Here is a 24,329-nt window from a genome sequence, read left to right on the forward strand (position 1 = left end):
GCTAGCGCGTCGTCTCGGTAGGACGGGCGCGCGCCGCCGAGCGTGAGGCCGTAGTACATCGAAACGACCCGCGAAATGCACGGCGTCCGGCGTTCGGCGTCCGGCGTGGGGCAGTGGCTCGCGAGGGCGACGCGCCGAGGGCACCTGCGGCTCCGCCTGCTAGGGCAGAACGAGAATAGGCCGGTGCTCCCACTCGACTACAACCTGCACACGCTGGGATGGCGGGCGTTCCAGGACCTGTCCGCAGTCGTGCTACAGCGCGTGCTAGGCCAGACGTTCCATGCCTTCGCGGACAGCAACGATGGAGGCCGGGACGGCGCGTTTCACGGCACCTGGGCAACACCGGGCGATGCGCCCCAGCCTGAAGTCGCGGCTCTAGCCGCCGGGCGGGCGACGGTCGCGCAGTGCAAGTTCAGCGGCCAAGCGACCGGGACGCTCACGCCGTCGATGCTCGCGGACGAGATCTCGAAGGTCGAGCTTCTGCATCAACAAGGCTTGTGCGACGCGTACCTGCTCCTAACAAACCTGCGGGTAACCGGTCGGACTGAGGCATGGGTGGCCGAGGAGTGCGCGCGCGTCGGCGTCGACGCGTCGCTCGTTCTTGACGGCCGCTGGATCTGCCAGCAGATCGAGACCCGTCCGGACCTGCGCCGCTACGTTCCGCGGGTGTACGGCCTCGGCGACCTCGGCAAGATCCTGGACGACCGGAGGCTGCGTCAGGCGGAGGCGCTGCTCGCGCGGCTGAGGCCGGATCTAGCGACGTTCGTCCCGACTGCTGCCTACCGGCGCGCTGCCGACGCCGTCGCCGACTACGGCTTCGTCCTGCTGCTTGGCGAACCCGCATGTGGGAAGACGACGATCGCTGCGACGTTGGCCCTCGCGGCGCTCGACAACTGGAAGTGTGGCGTCCGACGTGTGGACTCGGCCGAGGAGCTCGTAGCTGCGTGGGACCCGGACGATCCCGATCAGTTGTTCTGGGTCGACGACGCGTTCGGCAGCATCCGCCACAACCCCGAACTCACCGACGGCTGGACCCGCCGGATGGACCAAGTCATGACCGCCATTGAGCGTGGCGCAAAGGTCGTGCTCACTAGTAGGGACTACATCTATCGAGATGCCCGCCCGTACCTGAAGGAGTACGTGCACACACGGCTGCGCGAACGGCAGGTCGTTGTCGACGTCACCGAGCTCACGCCCACCGAGCGCGGGCAAATCTTGTACAACCACCTCAAGGCCGGTGACCAGTCGGCGGACACCCTGAACCGCTGGCGTCCGCACCTGCGCGCCGCGGCCAACGTCGAGCGGTTCCAGCCCGAGGTTGCGCGCCGTCTTGCGTACACGGCCTTCACCGAAAGTGCCCAGCTCGCGTCTCGCGACGCCCTGCTCCGATGGTTCGACCGGCCTGTGTCGTTCCTGGCTGACGTGCTACGTCAGCTGGACCCGGCGGCTCGCGCCGCACTTGCCTGCGTCTACATGGCCGGAGATGAGCTCTCAGCACCAATCGAGCTGACGCCCCGGCTCTCCGACGCGATCACCCGCCTGGGGTCGTCGCCGGCGGAGGTCCTGAGCGCGTTCGGCCCGGCCGACGGCACGTTTCTTCAGCTGTCGCAAAGCAGCGACGGCGATCCGGTTTGGAGGTTTCGACACCCCACCATTCGTGAGGGATTCGCCGCTGTCGTCGCCGAGGAAGCGAACGCTGTGGGCGTGTTCGTGGATGGGCTCGCGCCTGATGAACTGGTTGAGCAGCTCGACTGCGGGGGGGAACGAGCGCGCGGCACGTTCGTGCGGGTACCGCCGTCCCTATACGACCGGGTCGTGCCGAAGGTGCCCGTACCAAGCAGAACGGCAACCAAATGGAGCAACCCGACGGCGTGGTTCCTCCAGTACCGCTGCTCCGATGAGTTCCTGCGCCAGTGGGCCTCGCACCACGCGGAGGACCTGCCCCGGCTCGCGACCTTTGGCATGTACATCGGTGCGATGTGGGAGCCCGGCGTTCTTGTCCGGCTGCAGGCGGCGGAGGCGTTACCCGAGAGCGTCCGTGCGGCGGCTGCCGCCCAACTCGCGGAGCATGCCCTCGACTTCGACAGCGGTTGGCTAGACCCCGGCGTCGTGACCTTGCTCACCGCCGACGAGCGCGCGAGCATTCTTGACCGCATCCGTGAGGAGGTCATCCCAGATCTGCGGGAGCGCATCGATCAAGCGGGTGAAGGATGGGATGACGACGTCGAGCCGGCCCAGCGATACGACGAGGCACGCACCGCGATCCGGCAATACAGGGACGCCTTTGCCGATGACGCCTCGGTTCAGGACGCGCTCGCAGATGCGGACGCCTACATCGATGAGCGGGTTGAGTACGCACACGAGGACTACCGGCCGCGGCTCGCAAGCCCCCTCGCCGCCGCAGCTCCTGGGGCACTCTCCGACCGCGATGAGTTCGACGACGTCGCGGACGGACACCACTGACCACCCCAGTGCAGTGCCCGCTCGAGCAAGCCTAGGGCTGGCGTCCAAGATGGAGACCCTAAGCGCGCTGCGCAGAAGAGCGACTTGCCCGGGTGCGTTGGCCCGGCGGTGCGACCGGCGGCTCGATCGCCCGCGTCGGCGCCTCCATTAGTGGTAAGGCCGGCAGCCGCTTCATGGCCTGCTAGGTGGCCTCGCTGAACGGGTGCCTGTACAGGTCCATCGTCGTCATGGCGGTGGAGTGCCCGAGGGTCACCTGCACCGCCTTGACCTCGGCCCCGGCCGCGCTGAGCAGCGACCCCGCGGTGTACCGCAGGTCGTGGATCGTCGTCCCTTCACGCCCGCCCGTCGCGTCGCGTCGCGTCCATCCGTCCCGACCGTGCGCGGAAGTCGGTGTTCGTCCACACGCCACCGGTCGGGTTCGGGAACAGATGCGCGCCGGGCGCGGTCCCGGCAACCCGCAGGGCGGCCATCTCCGAGAACCGGCATCCAGTGGTCCCGAGGAACTGCACCACTGGCTGGCACAGCGGAGGCAGCGCCAGCACGAGCCGCCCGAACTTCTCGGGCCGTAGCCAGTGTGGCTCGCGCTTGGTCCCAGCGGGGGAGCGACACTATGCGGGCGGCGTTCACGCTCAGCCGCTGGTGACGGAGCGCGTAGCCAAGGACCAGCCGGATCTCGCCGATCACTTACTTGTCGAGCAGGAACCGTGTGGTCTCTTGGCTGCGCACCGCCAGGTGACCCCGCGAGATCTGCCACTCCGCGGCCAGCGCCGCGAACGTGATCCGCCCGCGCGCCGGGTCGTGTAGCGCGCCATACCACCCCGGCAGGCCCAGCGTGTCTGGTCTGCCCGGCATGCCACCCTCAGGTTCCGAGCGACTCGCGGCCGGGCGCCCGCCGCGGGCGCTACGCGGGTGCTTCGTTCGTGACCGCCTCACCGGTGAGCCGTGGTATGCATAGGCGTCACCGCTTGCAGCGTATGTCATGGGGGCGCATTGCCTTGACCACGAAGTCCGTACGGTTCCTCTCGGCGAACCCCCACAAGATCCGCGAAGTCGAGTTGATCCTTGCGCCCGTCGGCCTTGAAGTCGTGCCAATCGGGCACAAGATCGACGAAATCCAGACACCGGATGTCGAGGCACTGGTTCGGGACAAGGCAATGAAGGCCTTCGCGGCCATTGGACGCCCGGTCTTTGTGGAACACACAGGTCTTGAACTTGATGGGCTGAATGGCTTGCCTGGAGGGCTAACGCAAGTGTTCTGGGACGGACTCGAGGCGGACCGATTCGCACAACTTGCTGCTGGCCTCTCGACGCGCGCGGTGACAGCGCGCACCACGATCTGCTACTGCGACGGGCGACGCCTCCATCTGTTCGCTGGTTCGGTTTCTGGTCATATCGCAGAAGTACCGCGTGGGCCGCGAGACTTCCAGTGGGACTGCGTTTTCGTCCCTAATGAGCATGTCCAGACGTTTGCGGAGATGGGTGACGCCAAGCACGCCATTTCGATGCGGCGCAAGGCGCTAAACGCTCTGAGCAGTTTCCTCCAGAGGGGTGCATAGTGGACGAACTTGTTCAAGCCTATCGGTCGGGGCGTGTCCTGCTGTTTGTGGGAGCGGGTGTTTCGATGAACTTAGGCTTGCCGTCGTGGTCCCGGATGACCGACCGCATGGCGCTGGACCTCGATTTCGATCCAGCGATCTACCGGACCTACGGCGACTACCTCGCCCTCGCCGAGTACTACCGAATCAAGAAGGGCAAGATCGGCTCGCTCCGCAGCTGGATGGACCGGGAGTGGCATGCTGCTGGCGTTGACTTGGCGAAGTCTCGCATCCACGAACTGATTGCCCGCGGCAGCTTTGACTTGATCTACACAACCAACTATGACCGCTGGATCGAGCGCGCGCTCGAACACTACGGGCAATCATTCGACAAGATCACCAATGTTGGCGACCTGGTGACTGCAGATTCCGGCAAGCGCCAAGTTGTTAAGTTCCACGGTGACTTCGACGACGATTCGTCGATTGTTCTGGATGAGTCGAGCTACTATCGCCGACTCGACTTCGAGTCCCCGCTCGATATCAAGCTGCGAGCTGACGTCCTGGGGCGCTCTGTGCTATTTATTGGTTACGGCTTCGGGGATCTGAATATTAGGTACCTCTTCTACAAGTTGGCGAATCTTTGGAGGCAAGGCGGAGCAGGGAGCGCGCAGCCTCGCTCCTATCTATACGCACCGCGACCGAACCCTATTCAGGAGGCGGTACTCCACGAGTGGAACATCTCCATGCTCACGCCGGAGGTCGATGACGCGGAAGCCGGCCTCGTGGAGTTGCTCGAGCAGGTGACGGGGTTGTGAGAGCGCTGAGGTGCTTTAGCGTGACCGGTGTGCGCCATTACGGCGCCCCAAAGGGCAGCGTCGGGCGAACCGAGGGCTTCAACAACGGTCGGCCTAAACATGCCGTCGGCATGGCGCTCGCGGGGAGTCCGCCACCCCTCAAGCGAGGACGCAGGCAGAGTCCTCACGGGACGTCGAGGAGCTCACCGCTCAGCCCACTCGGGAACGGGCGTACTGGCTGTCGCGCGCGCAGGATCGGCGGCTGCCGAAGGAGGAACTCACCTGATGTCCCGCCGTTTCCCAGCCGGGTGCTCTGACATCGACTCCGCCAGCAGACGTGCCGGGCACACACCTCGCTCGCTGCGTCAGACCCCGCCTGGTGCCCCCCGCTAGGGGGTGACGACGGTCGCGACTCCTCTTGCACCGCATGGGATGCCGCAGACCTGGCGCATGACCTCAGGGGTCGGGCCGAGATCGAGATCCACAGTGGCGCCCGCGGGTTCTTCCTTACCGCTACTCTGCGTGGAGTCGCCTAGTGTGCCCATTGAACGGGGGGACCATTGGCCCGCCAAACGCTCGGCCCGTTCTCCGTGAGCCCGGAGCAGATCACCACTCTTGGAGCCGCTCGGTTCACCCCTCTGGTCAATGCGCTCCTCGCTGCCGAGACGGCGGCGGCGGGCATGCGCGGCGAACAGCTTGTGACCACCTACCGGGTCGACACCGCGGACGGCGGCGTCGACGCAGGTGTTGTGGGCGCGCCGGGCACCCAATGGATCCCCGCGGGAGACAGCGCATGGCAGTTCAAGGCGGGCGATCTCGGCCCCACGGCCTGCAAGAAGGAACTCCGTGGTGCCTTAGGCGCTCTGGAGATCCTTCGCAACGGCGGGGAGTACATCCTCGTTCTCGGATCGGACGTTACCGGGACCCAACTCAGGAATCGACGCGATGCCCTAGTTGCCGAGGCGCGATTGCTCGGCATCAATGACCCGGAGCGGAAGTTCCGGGTGCTCAATGCCAGCCATCTCGCCCGTTGGCTCGAGGATCACCCGGCGCTCGCGGTTTCGCCACTCTTGCGCCAGCCGGGCAACGTCGCCAGGACCTTCGACGCTTGGAGCCAATCAAATCGCCACGCATCGCGATGGGTTTCCTCGGACTCGCGCGACGAGACGATAGAGCGGATCCGTGAGTTCCTCCTCAGCCCATCGAGCCTCGACCTACGCATCGAGGGGCCCAGCGGAATCGGCAAGACGAGGCTCGTCTTGGAAGCCATCCGCGGGCAGCTCTACGAGCCCCTGGTTGTTTACGTGTCCGCCGCCGACGACCTAGCGCCGGGAATGGTCGAGCACCTGCTCGATGATCGGCGAACGGGAATTGTGGTCGTCGACGAGTGCGGAGGGCGGCGGCATGAGACGATTGCTGGAGTGCTTCCCACCGGAAGTCCGATACGCGTCATCACAATAGGAGAGCCGGACGCCTTCCGCGGACAAGCGCCTGTTGTGCACCTCGGCTCCTTCGACGAGCAGTCTATGCTTGCACTGCTCCGGGAGAACCAGCCAGGCCTCTGGCCCGAGGCTGCGCGGGTGGTCGTTGACGCGGCGGCTGGGAACATTCGATGGGCGCTCCATCTTGCGAAGTCATTGGTCGAGAACCCCGACGTGTCGATGCGGGACCTAATAACGCCCGAGACGATTGAGCAATATATCACCAAGACGCTACCGGATGGATCGGCTTTTTTAGCCTGTAGCGCTCTGGCCCTGTTCACCAGAGTCGGTTTCGAGGGGGCTGTCTCCGACGAGCTATCGATTCTGAGCGAAGGCTTGGGGATTAGTGTTCGCGACCTTAGGGCCGCAGCACGGCAACTGGCGGAACGCGGCCTACTTAGCATCCAAGGTAGGTTCCGTGGCGTCGCACCTCAGCCACTGGCTGTGTTCCTCGCCGTCCGAGGGTGGGAGGTTTTCGGTGAAGCGCTACTGAACGATCTGCTCCCTCGGCTGACTGAGTCCATGGCTGTGCGTCTCTTCCGTCGGGCAGCGGAGATCGGCGACTTCGACGCTGCACAGTCAGCTGTGGGGAAGCTTCTGTCTGCAGAGGGACCGTTTGCGACGCTTGAGGCAATCGAGCAGTCTAGCAACGGCTCACTGCTAACGCAGTTCGCTATCATCGCTGCGGTGCCGGTGACGCGGCATCTGTCCGCATTGATTGCCGCAAGTGAGCCTCAGGAACTGCGACGGCTCACGGGCATCCGGCGTGACCTTGTGTGGACGCTCGAGAAGCTCGCGTGGCACTCCGACACATTTGAACCGGCCGCGGATGCGCTTCTCCGGCTCGCCCTCGAAGAAAACGAGAGTTGGAGCAATAACGCTACCGGAACGTGGACGGACCTGTTCGGCCTGATGCTACCGGGGACCGCGGCGGGCCCGGCTGCGAGGATGTCGTACCTCGAGAGCGTGGCGGCCGACCCCGACGAGCCGGCCCGGCTCCTAGCCGTTGGGGGCGCGGCACACGCCCTCGTTCAGCAGGAGTCGATCATTGTGTCCGGCGAGGTCCAGGGGGGCCTGGTCGTGGAGCCTCGGGGACGACCGAGGACTTGGGGAGAGGTCTGGGACTACCGCGCTCGTGCGATCACTGTCCTGCGGGCGCTGGCCGCCGATGAGTCCGAGGAGGTCAAGGCCGCTGCCCTCAAGGCCCTTGTCTCGTCGATACACCCCTTGCTGGAAGACCCGAACGCTCGGCAACACCTAGCTACGGCGCTATCAACTCTCCCATCGCAGGAGTTGCGTCTCGTTCGGGCAGAGTTGAGTCACCTTTCGGCATTGTTTGACCGGGTCGGAGCCGAGACAGACGATAGACGGCAAAGTCTCGAAGAGTTCGCGCGCGCCTTTCCGCCAGCGTCAGTTGAGGATGATTTACGCGTCTTGCTAGCGACGCATACTTGGGAGATCGGGGAAGAAGCCTACCGTGTCCGGCTTCGCGAAGCGGCGGGGCGGATTGCGGCGCCTGAGCTCGTTCCTCACCTCGTCGAGTCGTTGAGAGACATTGACGACGCCGCGTTTGAAGTAGGCCATTTACTCGCGGAAGTGGCGCCCGCTTCCCCGGAGGTGCTTGCGCGGCTCTGTGAACTAGCGCGTGAGGGGCGGCTTGGCGCGCTGTCAGGATTCCTTTGGGGCCTCGAGGATGTGGGTACCCAGGGCAGTTTCGACGACTTCCTGGCGGGTCCTCATGGATCGAGTATCGGTGAGGAGTCTCGACTGGCGCTCAGTCTGCGGGGGCCGAAGTCAACGATCGCGCGAGAGCGGATAATTGCGCTGGCCGGCGCTCTCGAGCCAGGCAGGGCAGCGCCGCTACTCTTCGGGTGGTCACGCCAGCTCGAGCGGAGCGATCTCGTACCACTTCTGGCGGACTGGCGGCAGCGCATTCGAACCCAGGCCGACTATGACGCAGTGGTGGATTTTGCCGCGGCAGCGGTGCATAGGCTTGGCGCAGCGGATCGTGAGCTGACCGCGGAGGTGGCCTGGCTCGTCCGCCAGCGAGCCGACTTCCCGAAGGTGGGTCGTCAGGCGTGGGACTGGGTCCAGTTGGCCGGGATAGCGCTGCGCACCGACGCCACCGGGGTACTGAGGACGATTCTGGCAATCGCGGACGCCCGCGAGTACCGCGCCTACGAGGGAAGCGATGAGCGGAGGCTCTTCTCGGAGGCTGTTTCCGTGACCGGCGAGGCCGGTTGGCGCGAGGTGATGGACCGCGCGCAGACTGGCGCCTGGCATCTCCAACTTGAGCTCGGGCCGTGGGTCACGGAGGTGGTTTCCCCTGATGTAATCACGACCTGGGTCGGGGAGGACGTTGAGCGTGCTCGAGTGGTCGCTGCCCTCACGTCCGCCAAGGGGGCGACTTCGTCGCCCGTCGTTCGGTTTCTTCTCGAGGCGTTCGGTACTGACGAGAAGGTAGATGCTCACCTGTACTTCGGTTACATCACTGGCACATGGTCGGGGCCGGAGTCGGATCGGCTGGCAGGGTTCATTTCTCAACTTGAGGGGTGGATTGCAGCTGCCTCGGAACCAGCCGCCGTGAAGCGGTGGGCTGTGAAGGTCGTGGCCGCGCTGAAGGTGCAGCTCGAGGAGGCTCGACAGCGTGAGGCGGAGGAGTGGGGGTAGTTGAGCGCCGCCGCAGGAGCTCTCGTGGGCCTGGCCGCCCCGGCCGCCTGGGCAGTCGACTTGCCCGGCACCGCGGGAGTCGGTTCAGCACGCGATGGAGGGGCGTGGGCGGGCCGCCGGCGACGGTCGCTAGAAGGGAGCAGGGAGCGCGCTCCTATCCGAATCAGCTGTGGTGGAGCGGACCGTGGTCAGCGCGTGGTCAGCGTCCGCTCCGGAACCGGGTGATCCGGCGAACTGCCCGCATGTAGTTCCGCAGGTCAGCGCGCTGTCGAAATTCCGAGATCGGAATCCTGTACCAGGTGTCCGCGGTTCGCAGCTGCCCAGGCGCACAGAGGGGTTTCCGCAGGTCAGGGTCGACGTCGGAGCCGTGGCCCCAGCGGGGATCGGCGGCGGAGACCGAGGCGAACTCAGTGAGGAGGGTCAGCTCGAACTGCAAGAGCGGGCGCGCGGCTGGAGAGTGGGCCTGGCAGGTCGCTCCCTGCTCCGCCCCGCGCCGCGTCCCGCGGTGCAAGACTCACCGACATGGTCAACGTCCTGGATCTCGCCGTGGACGAGTGGGAGGGCCTCGCGACGCTGGTCCCGTCGGTCGACGGCACGGCTCTGGCCGACATGGTGCAGGCCTTCGAGCAGCGCCAGGGCTTCTCGCCTGCCGGGGGTTACGCGGGTGTCGGGCCGACGCTGGTCGCGTTCGACGACATCCCTGACTACTACCTCGGCGTCGCGGGACGGCAGTGGCCCCGGCGTGAGCGGGTCTGGCTTCTCGGGTGCGAGTGCGGTGAGGAGGGGTGCTGGCCGTTCGAGGCTGACGTGACGCTCGCCGGCCAGTCGGTGACGTGGTCCAGCTTCTCCCAGCCGCACCGCCGGGCGAGGTCGTACGCGGGGTTCGGGCCGTTCGTGTTCGATCGGCGTCAGTACGAGGACGCGGTCGTCGCAGCCGTGGCAGCGCTGCGCGCCGGAGGGTGGGGCCCGGCTCCTGACGTGGCCGTGAGTGCGTCGCCCCCGGCGCGCTGGTCTCGGTGGCCTCTGCGGCGTCGACCGCCCCACCCCGTCTCGCCCCGACCCGGTCCCGCCGCGGCTCCGGGCGATCCTCACCGATAGGTCGTCGCGAGGTTTCCCAGGGCTCACGCCGACGCCATACCCCCGAGCCCCTGCCCGAACGTCACCCCCGGCACGTACCCGAGCTCCCTCCGCGCGGCCGTGATGTCGTACGCCCGGTCGCGCCCCGTGAAGCTCACCAGCCAGTTCGTCAGCGGCGGAGCGGTACGCCGCCGCAGCACCCGCGCCGCGCGGTCCAGCACGGCGGCGAGCGGCGCAGCCACCGCGAGCGGGACGCTGCGGCTGCCCGACACGTCCACGCCCTGCGTCGCCAGCAGCGGCACCAGGAACTCGCGGATCGGCATCGGCGCGCCGTCGGTCACGTGGTAGACACCGCCGGGCCGCCCGCGGGTGAGCGCGAGGACGAGCGCGGTGACGAGGTTGTCGACGTGCACCATGTCGACGGTGTGGCGGCCGTGGTCGATCCAGGCGAACCGACCCGTCCGCGCCGCCTCGACGAAGCCGTTGATCGTCGCCATCCCGCGCCCCCAGATGAACGGCGGCCGCAGGACCACGAGCTCGATGCCCCCCGCCGGCGCGGCGAGGAGGGCGCGTTCGGTCGCGAGCTTGACCCGGCTGTAGGCGATGTTGGGCCGGCCCTCGGGGGTCGTCTCGTCGACGACCGGGCGGCGCTGGCTGCCGGTGGAGACGGAGGCGGCGCTGACGAGGACGAAGCGGCGGACCCCGGCGGCGACGGCGGCGGCGTGCAGGGCGATGGTGGGCGCGTGGTTGACGCGCTCGAACAGGGCGTCCGGTCCCCAGAACTCCATGTGAGCGGCCGTGTGCACGACGGCGTCGACGTCGGCGAGGCGTGCGAGCCACTCGGCGCCGGCCGCGTCCGCCAGGTCGGCGAGGTCCCCGTGCAGCGCGACGGCGCCGGCCGCGCGGACCCGCTGGGCGCTGGGTTCCGACCGCGCGAGGGCGGTGACCTGGTGGCCCTCGGCGACGAGGCGGCGCACGAGCGCGCCGCCGACGAAGCCGCTGCCTCCGGTGACGAAGATCCTCATGGCTGGTCCTCTCCGATCGACGTGCGTGGGCTGCGGGGGGCGCGACGGCACCACCCGGAACCGCATCGGCACCAAACAGTTCGATATCAATACATCGGGGTCTATGTAACCCGCCGTAGGATCGGCTCGTCAAGGGAGGGGCGGTGCCAATGGCACGCAGGAGAGCGACGGTGACGGCCGCCGAGGTGGCGGACGAGTTCAGCCGCACGGCCAAGGTGCTGGTGCGGCGCCTGGACGAGCGGCTGGGCGAGCACGGCGTGTCGACGCCGCGGTCACGCCTGGTGGTCGAGGTGGCCCGGTCGCAGCCGGTCCGCCTCACCGAGCTCGCGCACGCGGTGGGCGTCGCGCAGGGCACGGCCTCGACGCTGGTCGACGGGCTCGTCCGCGACGGGCTGCTCGAGCGCCGGCCGAGCGCCGACGACCGCCGGTCCGTGCTGCTGCACGTCACCCCCGACGGCGCCGACCTGGCGAGCGCGTGGGTCGCCAGCTACGAGCGCGCGACGGACGAGCTGTTCGCGGTCCTCGACGACGACGAGCTGACGGCCCTGGCCGTGATGCTGCGCAAGCTCGGCGCCGCGTCCACCGGAGACGCCCCCGGCCGCCCCGCCCCGGACTGACCCGGGCCGGAGCGCCCGAGGGCGCCGCCCTGCGTGCGAGGACTCAGCGCGCGGTCGCCCGCGCCGCCTCCTCGATCAGCTCCGCCACGACGCCCGGCTGCGACACGGTGACCGCGTGCGACGCGTCCACCTCGACCGCGTGCGACGATGCCCGGGACGCCATGAACCGCTGCGCCTCCGCCGGGACGGCCAGGTCGGCGAGGGTGACGAGCGTCCACGACGGGATCGTCTTCCAGGCGGCCCTGGTGGCCTTGTCGGCGAGCGCCTCGCCGATGATCGGCCGCTGGGTGACGGCCATGACGGACGCGACGTCCGCCGGGACGTCGCCGGCGAACACGGGCCCGAACGTGTCGAGCTGGATGTAGAGGTCGTCGACGGTCCGCCCGTCGGGGGTGCGCACGGGCACGGGCCGCAGCGCGCCGCCGAGCTCGTTGCCGGGGTAGCGGCCGGCGAGCTCGCCGGTGCTCTCGCCCTCCTCGAGCAGGAAGCTCGCGACGTACACGAGCGCCCGGACGCCGGGGTGGCCGTCGGCCGCCTCGCTCATGACGGTGCCGCCGTAGGAGTGGCCGGCCAGGACGATCGGGCCGTCGATGCTGTCCAGGACGTCGCGCAGGAACCGGGCGTCGCCGTCGAGGGAGCGCAGGGGGTTGGCGACGGCGAGCACGGGGTAGCCGTCCTGGCGCAGCCGGGCGATCACGTCGTTCCAGCTGGAGGAGTCGGCGAACGCGCCGTGCACGAGCACGACGGTGGGGGTGGAGGTGCCGGTGCTGTCGAGCGTGGTGTCGGTCATCGGAGTGTCCTCTCGGTGATCCGGGGCGGGCGGGTCCCGCTCCGGCCGGGATGAGCAACGCATGCGGTATCCGATATATTGCATCCAGGGATACGCTCTGTCGAGAGCTAGCCCCCGACCGATCCGAGAGGACCCGCCCGTGCCCGTCCCGGCAACACCCCCCGGCGTGGACCGCCACCTGCTGCGCGACGACGTCTACCTGCGGCTGCGCGACGCGATCGTCGACGGGACGTTCGAGCCGGGGGAGCAGCTGCGGGACCAGGAGATCGCGGCGTGGCTGGGTGTCAGCCGCACGCCGGTGCGCGAGGCGCTGCTCCGGCTCGCACAGGGCGGCCTCGTGCTCGCCCAGCCGGGGCGCTCGACGATCGTCAGCCCGCTCGACGCGCGCGAGGTCCGCGACGCCCGCGACGTGGTCGCCGCGATGCACGAGGTGGCCGTCCGCGAGGCGGTGCCGCTGCTCACGGAGGCGGAGGTCGCGGAGATGCGGGACGCCAACGCGCGCTTCGCCGCGGCGGTCGAGTCCGGGGACGTCGACGCGGCGCTGCGCGCGGACGGCGAGCTGCACGGCGTGCTGGTCGACGTCGCGGGCAACCGCGCGCTCGAGCGGGTGCTGGAGCTGTTCACCCCCGCGGTGCGGCGCGCGGAGCGGCTGCGGTTCGAGTCGGAGGCCGGCCGGCGCTCGGTCGCGCAGCACGACGAGCTGATCCGGCTGTGCGCCGCGGGCGAGACCGACCGGGCCGCCGCCGTCGCGTACGACACGTGGCACAGCCTGGAGAGCACGCGGGAGTGAGCGCGGGTGCCGGGAGCGCATGAGGCCCTAACCTGGGGCTCTGTCAGGGGGGTAGCGCCCTCCGGGGGCGAGGGACGAGGAGCCGCAGTGCCAGGAACGCGTCGGCGGGCGTCCTTGAAGGACGTGGCGCGGGAGGCCGGCGTCTCGTACCAGACGGTGTCGCGCGTCATCAACGACGGCGGCCGGGTCTCCACGGCCACCCGCGACCGGGTGCTTGCCGTGATCGCGGAGCTCGGGTACCGCCGCAACGACGCGGCGCGCGCCCTGGTGACGAGCCGCTCGCACACGATCGGCGTCATCGCCGACGCCTCGCCCAAGTACGGGCCCGTCAGCACGCTCGCCGCCGTCGAGTCCGCGGCCCGGGACGCGGGCTACACGGCACTCGTCACCACGACCAGCCACCCGTCCCCGCAGGAGGTGGCGGCGATCTTCCGCGCGTTCGTCGAGCGCGGGGTGGAGGGCGTCGTCGTGATCGCCCCCCGGGTGTCCCTGTCGCACGTGACGCAGGAGGTCACCGCCGGGCTCCCGGTCGTGCTGCTGTCGCCGGGGGAGACGAGCCACGAGGGCATCACGGTGTTCTACGAGGACCAGGAGCTCGGCGCCCGGCTGGCCACCCGGCACCTGGTGGAGCTGGGCCACCGCGAGGTCGCGCACCTCGCCGGCAGCCAGGACTGGCTGGACGGTCAGGTGCGGCTGCGGGGCTGGCAGGCCGAGCTGCGCGCGCACGCGCTGCCGGCGCCGGCCGTGCAGTACGGGGACTGGACGGGCGAGAGCGCGTACCGGATCGGGCGCCGCATGGTCGCCGCCGGCCTGCCGACGTCGGTGTTCGTGGCCTCGGACCTCATGGCGCTGGGCTTCCTGCGCGCGCTGTACGAGGCGGGTGTCCGGGTGCCGCAGGACGTCTCGGTGGTCGGGTTCGACGACAACGAGTTCGCCGCGCAGGTGTTCCCGCCGCTGACGACGGTCCGCCAGTCGTTCGCGACGGTGGGGTCGCGCTGCATGGAGATCCTGCTCGGGCTGATCGAGGGCCAGGACGTGGACACGTCGCCGGCCGAGCCGTCGCTGGTCGTCCGGGCGTCCGCCGCCCGGCCCGCGCGCTGACCTCCGCCCGCCGCCCCCCGCCCGCGCGCTGACCTCCGCCCGCCGCCCCTCCCGCCCGCCCCCCTCCCGTCCGGGTCGAACGTCCCGCCCGCACGGCACCCCGCGCACCGAGACCGAATCGTGATAGGCGAACGTTCGCCCAAACCCTTGACCCCGCTCAGGGCGAACGTTCACACTCCTCGGGACGGGGACCTGCCGAGGACGGCGCCCCGCACTCGGGAGCAGCCGTGACGGGCGTCCCGACCCCGCACCACCACCGCACACCGATCGAAGGAGATTGATGATGTTGCGCAGGCTGCGTTGGGTGGCACCACTGGCGGTCGCCGCCGTGGCACTGACCGCGTGCTCGTCGGAGAGCGGCGCGACCACCGAGCAGAACACCGAGGTCTCGACCCAGGCCGACGAGGCGCTGGCCGAGCTCGAGGGGCAGGTCCTGGCCCAGGGGCCGCGCGGTGAGGACCCGGCGCCCGCGTCGGAGGCCGCCCTCACGGACGACGAGGTCGCGCAGGTCCGCGAGATGGGGGCGACGGCCGCGATCGTCATGCACTACGGCGGCAACGACTGGGCGAACGCCCAGATCGCCGGGCTGCGTGAGCGGTTCGAGGAGCTCGGCATCGAGGTCGTCGCGGTGACGGACGCCGACTTCGACCCCGGCCAGCAGGTGTCGGACATCGAGACCGTCATGGCCCGTGACCCGGACATCATCGTGTCGATCCCGACGGACCCGGTCGCCACCGCGGCGGCGTACAAGGCCGCGGCGGACGCCGGCGTGAAGCTCGTGTTCATGGACAACGTCCCGGACGGCCTGGAGCCGGGGACCGACTACGTCTCGGTGGTCTCGGCCGACAACTACGGCAACGGCGTCGTGTCCGCTCACCTCATGGCGAAGGCGCTGAACGGCTCCGGCAAGATCGGCCTGATCTACCACGAGGCCGACTTCTTCGTGACGCAGCAGCGGTACGAGGGCTTCAAGACCACCATCGAGGAGCAGTACCCGGACATCGAGGTCGTCGACGAGCGCGGCATCGCCGGGCCCGACTTCGCGGGTGACGCCCAGGCCGTCGCGGACGCGTGGCTGACGCAGTACCCGGACCTCGACGGGATCTGGGCCGTCTGGGACGTCCCCGCCGAGGGCGTCATGGCCGCGGCGCGTGCCGCCGGCCGCACCGACCTCAAGATCGCCACGGAGGACCTGGGGACGAACGTCGCCATCGCGCTGGCGCGCGGCGAGATGGTCGTGGGCCTCGGCGCCCAGGTGCCGTTCGACCAGGGCGTGACCGAGGCCGACCTGGCCGCGGGCGCGCTGCTCGGCAGGACGGCCCCGCCGTACGTCGCGCTGTCCGCGCTGCCGGTCACGCACGACAACGTGCTCGACGCGTGGCAGCAGGTCTACCACGCGGACCCGCCGTCCGAGGTCACGGACTCCTACGCCGACTGAGGCGACCCCGCGGCCGGCGGCGCCGCCGGGACCGGGAGCCGCTGCTCCACCCCCGGTCCCCACCCCACAGACACGACTGCGCACGAGGAGGTGCCGCATGCCCAGCGAGTCCCCGCTCGCCATCCGGATGCACGGGATCCGCAAGGCGTTCGACGGCGTGACGGTGCTGGACGACGTCGACTTCGAGGTCCGCCCGGGAGAGGTCCACGCCCTGGCGGGCGGCAACGGAGCCGGCAAGTCCACGCTCATGAAGATCCTGCAGGGCGTCTACCAGCGGGACGCCGGGGTCGTCGAGGTGTTCGGCGAGCCGCTCGAGGCCCGCAGCATCCAGGCCGCCCGCGCCGCGGGAGTCGGGATGGTGTTCCAGGAGTTCTCGCTGATCAGCACGCTGACCGTCGCGCAGAACATCTTCCTCGACGGGGAGCCCACCCGCGCCGGGCTGATCGACGACGCCGCGATGCGGACCCGCGCGGCCGAGCTGCTCGGGCGCATCGGCGTCGCGATCGACCCGGCGGCGGAGGTGGGCTCGCTCTCGACCGCCCAGTGGCAGCTCACCGAGATCGCGAAGGCGCTCGGCCAGGACGCCACGGTGCTGATCATGGACGAGCCGACGGCCTCGCTCGCCAAGCACGAGGTCGACGCCCTGTTCGAGCTGGTCGCCCGGCTCAAGGAGCAGGGGATCGCGATCGTCTACATCTCGCACCGCATGGACGAGGTGTACCGGATCGCCGACCGCATCACGATCGTGCGCAACGGCCGGAACCTCGTGACCGCGGCGCTCGACGAGATCACGCCGCAGGAGATCGTCGCCGGCATCGCGGGCCGGGAGCTGGCGGCCACCGCCGGGCCGGTGCGGGACACCGAGCCGGGGCCGGTCGTGCTCGACGTCCGGGACGTCCACGCGGCGGGCGTCGACGGGGCGACGTTCCAGGTGCGGGCGGGCGAGGTGGTGGGGATCGCCGGCCTCATGGGGTCGGGCCGCACCGAGCTCGCCCGGGCGCTGTTCGGCATGAGCCCGGTCACCGCGGGCTCGGTGCACCGCAACGGCAGCCCGGTGCGCCTCGGGTCGGCCGCCGACGCCATCGCCGCCGGGATCGCGCTCATCCCCGAGGACCGGCGGCTGCAGGGCCTGGTGCTCGACCACTCCGTGCGGGACAACCTCACGCTGCCCCTGCTGGACGGGCTGCGCCGGCACGGCCTGATCGCCCGGGACAAGGTGCGCGCGCTGTCCGACCGGCTGATCGAGCAGCTCTCCATCGCGGTGGCCCGCCCCGACGGGCCCGCCCGCCTCCTGTCCGGGGGCAACCAGCAGAAGATCGTCATCGCCAAGTGGCTGGGGACCGACCCCGAGGTCCTGGTGATGGACGAGCCCACGGCCGGCGTCGACGTCGGCACCAAGACCGAGATCGTCCGCATCGTGCGCGAGCTCGCGCGGACCGGAAAGGGGATCATCGTGATCTCGTCGGAGTACCCGGAGCTGATCGCCATGTGCGACCGGTTCCTGATCATGCGCGACGGCCGGGTCGTCGACAGCATCGACGCCGACCGCATCACCACCGAGGTCGAGCTGGAGCTCGCCGTCCAGGGGATCGCGGCATGAGCACCACCGCCCCCGACCGGCCCGGCACCCGCGCGGCGACGCCGTGGTGGCGGAGCGCCGGCGCGCGCATCGACTGGCGCCGCGACGTCATCTACGTCGGCTTCGTGGTGGTGTTCCTCGTGTTCGCCGTCCTGCTCGGCGACCAGGGCTTCCTGTCGACCACCAACCTGCTGAACATCCTGCGGCAGTCGGCCATCATCACGATCATCGCCGTCGGCATGACGTACGTGATCGCATGCGCCGAGATCGACCTGTCCGTCGGCTCGATCGCCGGGCTCACGTCCATCACCGCCGCCATGGCGATCGCTGCCTGGGGCCTCGTGCCGGGCATCGTCGCGGGGCTGCTGGTCGGGGTGGTCGTCGGCGCGGTCAACGGTTCGCTGGTCGCGTTCCTGCGCATCCCGTCGTTCCTCGTGACGCTCGCGATGCTCGGGATCGCCGCGGGCGTCGCCCAGTGGGTCACCGCGTCGGCGCCTCAGCCCATCCTCGACCGCACCTTCAACACCGTCTTCGGCAGCGGCAACATCGGCCGCCTCCCGGGCCTGGTCGTCTGGAGCGCCGTCGTCGTCGCCGTCGGGGCCGTCGTCCTGAAGAAGGCGAAGTTCGGGCGGCAGGTGCTCGCGACCGGCGCCAACCGCACCGCCGCGGAGTACTCCGGGATCAACACCCGGGCCATCACGTTCCGCGTGATGATGCTCTCCGCGATGGCCGCCTCCCTCGCCGGCCTCCTGTACGCGGGGCGGCTCCAGTCCGGGCGCTTCCAGTGGGGCGCCGGGGACGAGCTCTCCGCCATCGCCGCCGTGATCCTCGGCGGGACCGCCCTGGCCGGCGGACGCGGGTCCGTGGTCGGCACCCTCTTCGGCGCCCTGCTCATGGGCCTCATCAACAACGGCCTGATCCTCGCCGGCCTCGACTCAAGCCAGCAGCAGGTCATCAGGGGCGTGATCATCGTCCTCGCGGTGGCCCTCGCCCGGAACAAGTAGCACCACCACTCACCCAGGAAGGAAGGGACGCCCCGTGCCCCACCACTCCGGCACCCACCGCCCCGTCACGATCCAGAACAGCTCCCTCGCCGTCGACGGCGAGGAGGTCAGCCTCTACGGCGGCGCCGTGCACTACTGGCGCCTCGAGCGCGACCGCTGGGAACCGATCCTCGACTCGGTCAGGCGCATGGGCTTCACCATGATCTCGATCTACATCCCGTGGGAGGCCCACGAGATCGAGAAGGGTCGCTTCGACTTCGGCGAGATCAACCCGTCGAACGACATCGACGCGTTCCTCACCCTCTGCGAGCAGAAGGGCTTCCGGATCGTCGTCCGCCCCGGGCCGCAGATCAACTCCGAGCTGACCTGGTTCGGGTACCCCCGGCGCATCCTCGCCGACGAGCGGCTGCACGCCGTGAGCGGCAAGGGGTCCAAGGTGATCCTCACGCAGGTGCCGAAGCCGATCCCCGCCCTCAACTACGCCTCCGAGGCGTTCTACGAGGAGACGGCGCTCTGGTACGACGCGATCTGCTCGATCCTCGCGAAGCACGCCTACCCGAACGGCGGCATCGTCTCCGCGCAGGTCGACAACGAGATGGCGTACTTCTTCGGGGTCAACGCGTACATCGCCGACTACTCGGCCGAGTCGCTCGAGAACTACCGGGCGTTCCTGGTCGGCAAGTACGGGGACCTGCCGGGTGTCGCGGCGGCGTACTCCCGGCCGTACGCCGAGCTGTCCGAGGTCGAGCCGCCGCGGCGGTTCGAGGCGACCGACAAGGCCGACATCCCCTGGTACGCCGACTGGGCGGAGTACCGCGAGCAGTACCTCGTGGACGCCATGGACCGGCTCGCCGGCATGATGCGCGAGCGCGGGCTCGGCGGGATCACCCTGTTCCACAACTACCCGCACCCGCTGGGCCCGGGCGGCGCCGCGTCGGGGTTCACGACCCCGTTCAACCTCATGCGGCTGGAGGACAAGCTCGACTTCGTCGGGTTCGACATCTACTCCCGCAAGGAGCTGTTCTCCCACGTCAAGACGGTCGCGTCGTACGTGGCCGGGACGAGCCGCTACCCGTACATCCCGGAGTTCATCGCCGGCGTGTGGCCCTGGTACCTCAACCCGGGCGACTGGCACGACGAGGAGTTCGTCACCAAGGCGGCCCTCATGCAGGGCATCCGCGGGTTCTCCCGGTACATGCTCGTGGAGCGCGACCGGTGGCTCGACTCGCCGGTGCGCCGCGACGGGCGCGAGCGCCCCGAGAAGGTCGCCATGTTCGGGAACGTCAACGCGATGCTGGACCGCGGCGAGTACCACCGGTTCCGGCGGGACGCGGACGTGCTGCTGCTCGCCAACCGCGAGTACGACCGGCTCGAGGCGACGAGCGTCCTGGTGTCCTTCCCGGGCGACTTCCTGGAGACGCCGTCGGGCTTCTCGGAGTACGCCGGGCCGGTGACGGTCAGCGAGGCGACGCTCGGCTTCGACCAGCCCGTGCAGCTCGCCAAGGGCACCTGGTTCGGTGCGTTCTCGGACGCCCTCGCGGCGACGGGCGCGAGCACGGTGCTGTCCGACACCGACCTGCGCCCCGAGCGCTGGGCGGGCCGCAAGGTCGTGGTGCTCACGACGCTGGACTACCTCGACGAGGGCGTCCAGCGCGGCCTGGTCGACTTCGCGCGGGGCGGCGGTCACGTCGTCGTCGGGCCGAAGGTGCCGGGGCTCGACAGCGTGATGCGGCCCTGCCCGGTGCTCGCCGACGCGGTCGGCGAGGCGCTCGCCGACGCGGCGGGTGACGTGGTGACCGCGCAGGTCGGCGCCGGCTCCGTCACGGTCGTGACGCAGCTCGACGCGGTCCCGCAGGCCGTGGCCCGGGTGGTCCGCGACGCGGGCGCCCACGAGGTCGTCACCAACGACCCGCGCCTCGACGTCACCATCCACTCCGACCCGCACGACCCCGGCACGCTGCTGGTGTTCGTCGCGAACCCCACCGCGGAGCCGGTCGACGCCGAGGTCGGACTGGGCGTCGGCCTCAAGGAGGTCCACGAGGTCTGGGACGACCGCGACGTCACCACCTCCGGCACCACCGTCGCCGAGCGCATGGCGCCGTACTCGATCCACGTCTACCGGTGCACCGTCACCGCCTGAGAGGAGCACCTTCATGCTGCATCAAGACGTCCTCATGGCCGACATCGACGTCGACCAGTGGCGCAACGCCCAGTCGCTGCTGCTGCGTTCCGCCAAGGCCGCCCGCCGGCTCGTCGTCATCCACGACCGGGGCGCGGTGGTGAAGTTCCGGCACACCGCCGGCACCGCGTGCGCGGGCCGCGTCGACCGGGTGGACGACCCGCACGCCCTGGCCGAGGCGCTGTACGCGCAGAACGCGGAGGCCGTGGACTTCGTGGTGGTGATGGAGCGCGACGCCGTCGACTCCTACTTCGCCGCCGTCCAGGACTCCTGGGACATCGACGAGGACCTCGACGTCTTCGTCCAGCGCACGTACGCGCTGCTCGACCGGTACCCGGACGGCATCGTCACGTTCCCGGGCGCCGCGCGGGACGTGCTGGGGCTGCAGTGGGCGACCGGCGCGTCGCGGGACGACGTGGAGCGCGCCGCCCGGGCGCTCGTGCCCGCGGGGACGACGGTCGTCCTCGGCGTGCACGACGCCGGCAGCCTGTGGGCGTCCCTCGTGCTCGACCTCGACGAGGACCACAAGGTCACGTCGGTCACGACGGCGGACCCGTCGCTGGTCGACATCGAGGGGACCCGGGAGGAGGTGCTCGGGCGCCTCACCGCCTGGCAGGAGTCGACCGGACGCACCGTGTCCCTCGCGCTGCTCCTGGACCGGGCGGCGGCGGACGAGTACCTGGCCGCCCCGGCGGACCGCAAGGGCGCCGTCCTGACGGCGCTCGTGGAGGGCGGCGCGGCGACGTTCCGCGTCTGACGACCGGTGGCCGGCCGGCCCCGACCGGCCGGCCGGCCACCGGCGCACCGGCGCGACGGCGCGACCGTGCCCGTCGATGCCGGCACCGACCCCGAGCACGAGAGCCCGTGCACCGTCCCGGCGCGTGCACGTACGCGCCAGAACGGTGCACGGTCACGACATCGCGGGATCCGCGGCGCTGCGAGTGTGCGGTCCAGGTCGATCCGACCCGCGGTCGACCGGAGCGTCGAGGAGGTTCCCGATGGGCACTGTCACCGCGCGCCACGGCGCGCTGCACCTGCGCCGGGCACCCGGCCGTCGGCCGGCCGGGCGCCTCGCGGCGAGCCGGCCGTCGACGGTCGGGTCGGCCCGCCCCGTCCGCACGTCCGGGGTGTTCTCGTGACCGCCGCGCCCGGCTCGCTCGCCCGCCGCCCGGACGGGCCGGGGACGATCGTGCTCGTGCACGGGTTCTGGGTGACGCCGCGCTCGTGGGAGGGCTGGCGCGCCCGGTACGAGGAGCTGGGGTACGAGGTGCACGCCCCCGCGTACCCGGGGTTCGAGGTCGAGGTGGAGGCGCTGCGCGCGGACCCCCGGCCCGTGCGGGACCTCACGATCCGGGCGGTCGTCGACCACCTCGCGGCGTTCCTCGACACGTTGCCCGAGCGGCCGCTCCTCATGGGCCACTCGGCGGGGGGCTGCTTCGTCCAGGTGCTGCTGGACCGGGGGTACGGCAGCGCCGGGGTCGTGCTGAACTCCGCGCCGCCGGAGGGGGTGCGGACCACGCCGCCCAGCCAGCTGCGGTCGGTGTTCCCGGTGGTGAGGAACCCGCTGAACCGGCGTGCGGCGATCGGCCTGCGGCCGGAGCAGTGGCGGTACGCGTTCACGAACACGCTGGACGAGGCCGAGTCGCGCCGGCTGTACGACCGGTACCACGTGCCGGCGTCCCGGCGGGTGCTGCTCGACTCGGTGCTCGCGAACTACCTGCCCGGGCACCAGGACGCGTGGGTCGACTACGGCAACCCGCGGCGGGCGCCGCTGCTCCTGCTCTCCGGCGGGGCGGACCACCTGATGCCTCCCTCGGTGCAGGCGGCGACCCTGGCGCGCTACCGGGCGCCCGGCACCGTGACGGAGCAGGTGGTGCTCGACGGCAAGCCGCACCTCATGGGGTCGGCGCCCGGGTGGGAGCAGATCGCCGACCAGGCGCTGGCGTGGGCGCTCGGGCACGCCACCTGGCAGCCGCAGCCGGATCTGAGCCGCACGGCGCGCTGATGGTCACCCTCACCCACGTCGGAGGGCCGACCACCGTCATCGAGGTGGGCGGCTGGCGGATCCTCACGGACCCGACGTTCGACGCCCCCGGCCGGACCTACCGGTTCGGCTGGGGGACGTCGTCGCGCAAGACCACCGGTCCCGCCCTCGGCGCCGGGGACGTGGGCCCGGTCGACGTCGTGCTGCTGAGCCACGACCACCACGCCGACAACCTCGACGACACCGGCCGGTCGCTCCTGGCGGGGGCGGTGGTCGTGACGACGGCGCCGGGCGCGGTGCGGCTGGGGAGCGGCGCGCGGGGGCTGCGGCCGTGGGAGGTGACGCGTCTGGCGGCGCCGGGCCGGCCGGACCTGACCGTCACCGCGACGCCCTGCCGGCACGGGCCGCCCGGCAGCCGCGCGCTCGTCGGGGAGGTGGTCGGGTTCCTGGTCGCGTGGGAGGGGCAGCGGCACGGGGCGCTGTGGGTGTCGGGGGACACGACGCTGTTCCGCGGGGTGCGCCAGGTCGCGCGGCGTGCGCAGGTGAGCGTCGCGGTGCTGCACCTGGGCGGGGTGCGGTTCCCGGTGACCGGCCCGCTGCGCTACTCGATGACGGGGGCGGACGCGGTCGGGCTCTGCCGCGAGCTGCGCCCCCGGACCGTGGTGCCCGTGCACTACGAGGGCTGGTCCCACTTCGCGCAGGGGCGTACCGAGCTGGCGGCGGAGCTCGCGTCGGCGCGGATGGTCGCGGACGTGGAGTGGCCGGTGCCGGGCGTGCCGCTGCCGCTGGAGGTGTGACCGCGGCGCTACGGCGCCGGAGTGGTGCGGGCGTGCCGGGCACGCCACTCCCGCGGCGTCACCCCGAACGCCTGGTGGAACCGGCTGGTGAAGAAGCTGGGGCTGGTGAACCCCCACGACCGCGCCACCGCGGCGATGGTCCGGTGCTGGAGCGCGGGTCGCGCGAGGTCGCCCCGCGCACCCTCCAGGCGCTGCTCGATGACGACCTGCTCCAGGCTGCGCCCCCGTGACTCGTAGAGCTTGTACAGCAGCCGCACCGAGATGCCGGCGGCCGCGGCGATCCGCGCGGGGCTGAGGTCGCGGTCGCGGAGGTGGGCGCGCAGGTACGCCTCGACCCGGGTGCGCTCCGTGGCGTGCAGCGCCTCCCGCTGCTGCCGCGCGTCGCCCGCCACCGAGACGATCAGCGCGCGCATCAGCGCGACCGACGCCGCCCCCACGTCCGCGGCCGCTCCGCCGGCCCCGATCGACTCGGCCCCGGTCAGGACCCGGAGCATGTGGTCGCGCACCAGGGGGTACAACGGGCTCGCCGTGGGGTCGGCGATGGCGCGGCGAATCTGGTCCATCGGCAGCGCGAGGTCGTCGTACTCGACGTGCAACGCGTACGACGCGCCCGGGCCGGACCACCCGTACACGTAGGGCGAGGACAGGTCCACCAGGATGAGGTCCCGGGCACCGAACGCGCGCACGTCGTCACCTCCGTCGCGCTCCAGCCGGTTGGTGGTCCGCAGGGGGAGGGCGCACGCGATCGGGCTCTCGTTCATGGCCCGTGCCGCCCGGGGCGTGCGCCGCAGCGTGGTCCCGGTCGCCTCGATGGTGAAGACCTTCGCGACGCCGAGCGGGACCACGTGGCACTCCGCCACGAAGTCCGCCGGGTCGTCGAACGTCGCCAGGCTCACCGTCGAGTTGCTGCTGACGGCGTGCTGGAAGGCCGCGACCCGGTCGGTCGGCGGCAGTGCGGTGGTGTCCAGGACCTGCATGCGCGTTCCCCCGTCCCCGCAGTCCGCG

General features: G+C 70.5%; 19 protein-coding genes. 16 read left to right on the plus strand and 3 right to left on the minus strand.

Annotated features, from left to right (window positions below):
* The first annotated feature begins 183 nt into the window (after window positions 1-183).
* The 5 genes from AAHH18_RS02955 to AAHH18_RS02975 all read left to right on the plus strand — a co-directional run bounded on the left by AAHH18_RS02955 (window position 184) and on the right by AAHH18_RS02975 (window position 10,041).
* On the plus strand, window positions 184-2,463 hold the full coding sequence (locus AAHH18_RS02955; protein ID WP_343300506.1) for an nSTAND3 domain-containing NTPase: 2,280 nt from the start codon (window positions 184-186) through the stop codon (window positions 2,461-2,463).
* A gap of 995 nt (window positions 2,464-3,458) precedes the next feature.
* Window positions 3,459-4,019 (plus strand): non-canonical purine NTP pyrophosphatase, encoded by a 561-nt coding sequence (locus tag AAHH18_RS02960; RefSeq protein ID WP_343300507.1) that lies wholly within the window; start codon window positions 3,459-3,461, stop codon window positions 4,017-4,019.
* A complete protein-coding gene (locus AAHH18_RS02965) occupies window positions 4,019-4,813 on the plus strand; it encodes an SIR2 family NAD-dependent protein deacylase (protein WP_343300508.1) in 795 nt (264 codons plus the stop codon). Before AAHH18_RS02960 ends, AAHH18_RS02965 begins: the two co-directional genes overlap by 1 nt.
* 569 nt (window positions 4,814-5,382) lie before the next feature.
* Entirely contained in the window at window positions 5,383-8,943 is a 3,561-nt protein-coding gene (locus AAHH18_RS02970; protein ID WP_343300509.1) for a hypothetical protein, read from the plus strand.
* A gap of 522 nt (window positions 8,944-9,465) precedes the next feature.
* Complete coding sequence (locus AAHH18_RS02975; protein ID WP_343300510.1) at window positions 9,466-10,041, plus strand: hypothetical protein; 576 nt, start codon at window positions 9,466-9,468, stop codon at window positions 10,039-10,041.
* A gap of 23 nt (window positions 10,042-10,064) precedes the next feature.
* Here the strand turns inward: AAHH18_RS02975 and AAHH18_RS02980 are convergent, their stop codons facing one another.
* The gene (locus tag AAHH18_RS02980) at window positions 10,065-11,045 is read right to left on the minus strand and encodes an NAD-dependent epimerase/dehydratase family protein (protein ID WP_343300511.1); all 981 of its coding nucleotides are present in this window, start codon (window positions 11,043-11,045) and stop codon (window positions 10,065-10,067) included.
* Between the two features lie 149 nt (window positions 11,046-11,194).
* Here AAHH18_RS02980 and AAHH18_RS02985 point away from each other — a divergent pair, with 149 nt between their 5' ends.
* The gene (locus AAHH18_RS02985) at window positions 11,195-11,662 is read left to right on the plus strand and encodes a MarR family winged helix-turn-helix transcriptional regulator (protein WP_343300512.1); all 468 of its coding nucleotides are present in this window, start codon (window positions 11,195-11,197) and stop codon (window positions 11,660-11,662) included.
* A 43-nt stretch (window positions 11,663-11,705) separates the two neighbouring features.
* Here AAHH18_RS02985 and AAHH18_RS02990 read toward each other — a convergent pair whose 3' ends face one another.
* Window positions 11,706-12,452 (minus strand): alpha/beta fold hydrolase, encoded by a 747-nt coding sequence (locus AAHH18_RS02990; RefSeq protein WP_343300513.1) that lies wholly within the window; start codon window positions 12,450-12,452, stop codon window positions 11,706-11,708.
* Window positions 12,453-12,618: 166 nt separating this feature from the next.
* Here AAHH18_RS02990 and AAHH18_RS02995 point away from each other — a divergent pair, with 166 nt between their 5' ends.
* The 10 genes from AAHH18_RS02995 (at window position 12,619) to AAHH18_RS03040 (ending at window position 23,324) form a co-directional block, all read left to right on the plus strand.
* Window positions 12,619-13,242 carry a GntR family transcriptional regulator gene (locus AAHH18_RS02995; protein WP_343300514.1) on the plus strand — a complete coding sequence of 208 codons (624 nt, stop codon included), beginning with the start codon at window positions 12,619-12,621 and terminating at the stop codon, window positions 13,240-13,242.
* An 87-nt stretch (window positions 13,243-13,329) separates the two neighbouring features.
* Complete coding sequence (locus AAHH18_RS03000; protein ID WP_222171435.1) at window positions 13,330-14,343, plus strand: LacI family DNA-binding transcriptional regulator; 1,014 nt, start codon at window positions 13,330-13,332, stop codon at window positions 14,341-14,343.
* 304 nt (window positions 14,344-14,647) lie between these two features.
* Window positions 14,648-15,781: a substrate-binding domain-containing protein gene (locus AAHH18_RS03005; RefSeq protein ID WP_283321408.1), complete on the plus strand. Its 1,134-nt coding sequence runs from the start codon at window positions 14,648-14,650 to the stop codon at window positions 15,779-15,781.
* Between the two features lie 97 nt (window positions 15,782-15,878).
* Entirely contained in the window at window positions 15,879-17,381 is a 1,503-nt protein-coding gene (locus AAHH18_RS03010; protein WP_343300515.1) for a sugar ABC transporter ATP-binding protein, read from the plus strand.
* A complete protein-coding gene (locus AAHH18_RS03015; protein ID WP_283321406.1) occupies window positions 17,378-18,364 on the plus strand; it encodes an ABC transporter permease in 987 nt (328 codons plus the stop codon). Before AAHH18_RS03010 ends, AAHH18_RS03015 begins: the two co-directional genes overlap by 4 nt.
* A gap of 34 nt (window positions 18,365-18,398) precedes the next feature.
* Window positions 18,399-20,504, plus strand: coding sequence for an alpha-amylase family protein (locus tag AAHH18_RS03020; protein ID WP_343300516.1), 2,106 nt, complete (start codon window positions 18,399-18,401; stop codon window positions 20,502-20,504).
* 13 nt (window positions 20,505-20,517) lie between these two features.
* Entirely contained in the window at window positions 20,518-21,300 is a 783-nt protein-coding gene (locus AAHH18_RS03025) for a hypothetical protein (RefSeq protein ID WP_343300517.1), read from the plus strand.
* A 241-nt stretch (window positions 21,301-21,541) separates the two neighbouring features.
* Complete coding sequence (locus AAHH18_RS03030) at window positions 21,542-21,682, plus strand: hypothetical protein (RefSeq protein WP_343300518.1); 141 nt, start codon at window positions 21,542-21,544, stop codon at window positions 21,680-21,682.
* A complete protein-coding gene (locus tag AAHH18_RS03035; protein ID WP_343300519.1) occupies window positions 21,679-22,548 on the plus strand; it encodes an alpha/beta hydrolase in 870 nt (289 codons plus the stop codon). The genes AAHH18_RS03030 and AAHH18_RS03035 overlap by 4 nt, the downstream gene beginning before the upstream one ends.
* Window positions 22,548-23,324: an MBL fold metallo-hydrolase gene (locus AAHH18_RS03040; protein ID WP_343300520.1), complete on the plus strand. Its 777-nt coding sequence runs from the start codon at window positions 22,548-22,550 to the stop codon at window positions 23,322-23,324. Before AAHH18_RS03035 ends, AAHH18_RS03040 begins: the two co-directional genes overlap by 1 nt.
* Before the next feature lie 8 nt (window positions 23,325-23,332).
* On the opposite strand, the gene AAHH18_RS03045 is transcribed toward AAHH18_RS03040, so the two are convergent.
* The gene (locus AAHH18_RS03045) at window positions 23,333-24,301 is read right to left on the minus strand and encodes a helix-turn-helix domain-containing protein (RefSeq protein WP_343300521.1); all 969 of its coding nucleotides are present in this window, start codon (window positions 24,299-24,301) and stop codon (window positions 23,333-23,335) included.
* Window positions 24,302-24,329 lie beyond the last annotated feature (28 nt).

Source organism: Cellulomonas olei, from assembly GCF_039548315.1.
Taxonomy (GTDB): Bacteria; Actinomycetota; Actinomycetes; order Actinomycetales; family Cellulomonadaceae; genus Cellulomonas.

Bases quoted from the DNA above. Each gene is read 5' to 3' on its own strand.
- AAHH18_RS03040 (WP_343300520.1), top strand. From the start codon at position 22,548: ATGGTCACCCTCACCCACGTCGGAGGGCCGACCACCGTCATCGAGGTG.
- AAHH18_RS02980 (WP_343300511.1), bottom strand. From the start codon at position 11,045: ATGAGGATCTTCGTCACCGGAGGCAGCGGCTTCGTCGGCGGCGCGCTC.
- AAHH18_RS02975 (WP_343300510.1), top strand. From the start codon at position 9,466: ATGGTCAACGTCCTGGATCTCGCCGTGGACGAGTGGGAGGGCCTCGCG.
- AAHH18_RS03010 (WP_343300515.1), top strand. From the start codon at position 15,879: ATGCCCAGCGAGTCCCCGCTCGCCATCCGGATGCACGGGATCCGCAAG.
- AAHH18_RS02985 (WP_343300512.1), top strand. From the start codon at position 11,195: ATGGCACGCAGGAGAGCGACGGTGACGGCCGCCGAGGTGGCGGACGAG.
- AAHH18_RS03025 (WP_343300517.1), top strand. From the start codon at position 20,518: ATGCTGCATCAAGACGTCCTCATGGCCGACATCGACGTCGACCAGTGG.
- AAHH18_RS03045 (WP_343300521.1), bottom strand. From the start codon at position 24,301: ATGCAGGTCCTGGACACCACCGCACTGCCGCCGACCGACCGGGTCGCG.
- AAHH18_RS03030 (WP_343300518.1), top strand. From the start codon at position 21,542: ATGGGCACTGTCACCGCGCGCCACGGCGCGCTGCACCTGCGCCGGGCA.
- AAHH18_RS02990 (WP_343300513.1), bottom strand. From the start codon at position 12,452: ATGACCGACACCACGCTCGACAGCACCGGCACCTCCACCCCCACCGTC.
- AAHH18_RS03015 (WP_283321406.1), top strand. From the start codon at position 17,378: ATGAGCACCACCGCCCCCGACCGGCCCGGCACCCGCGCGGCGACGCCG.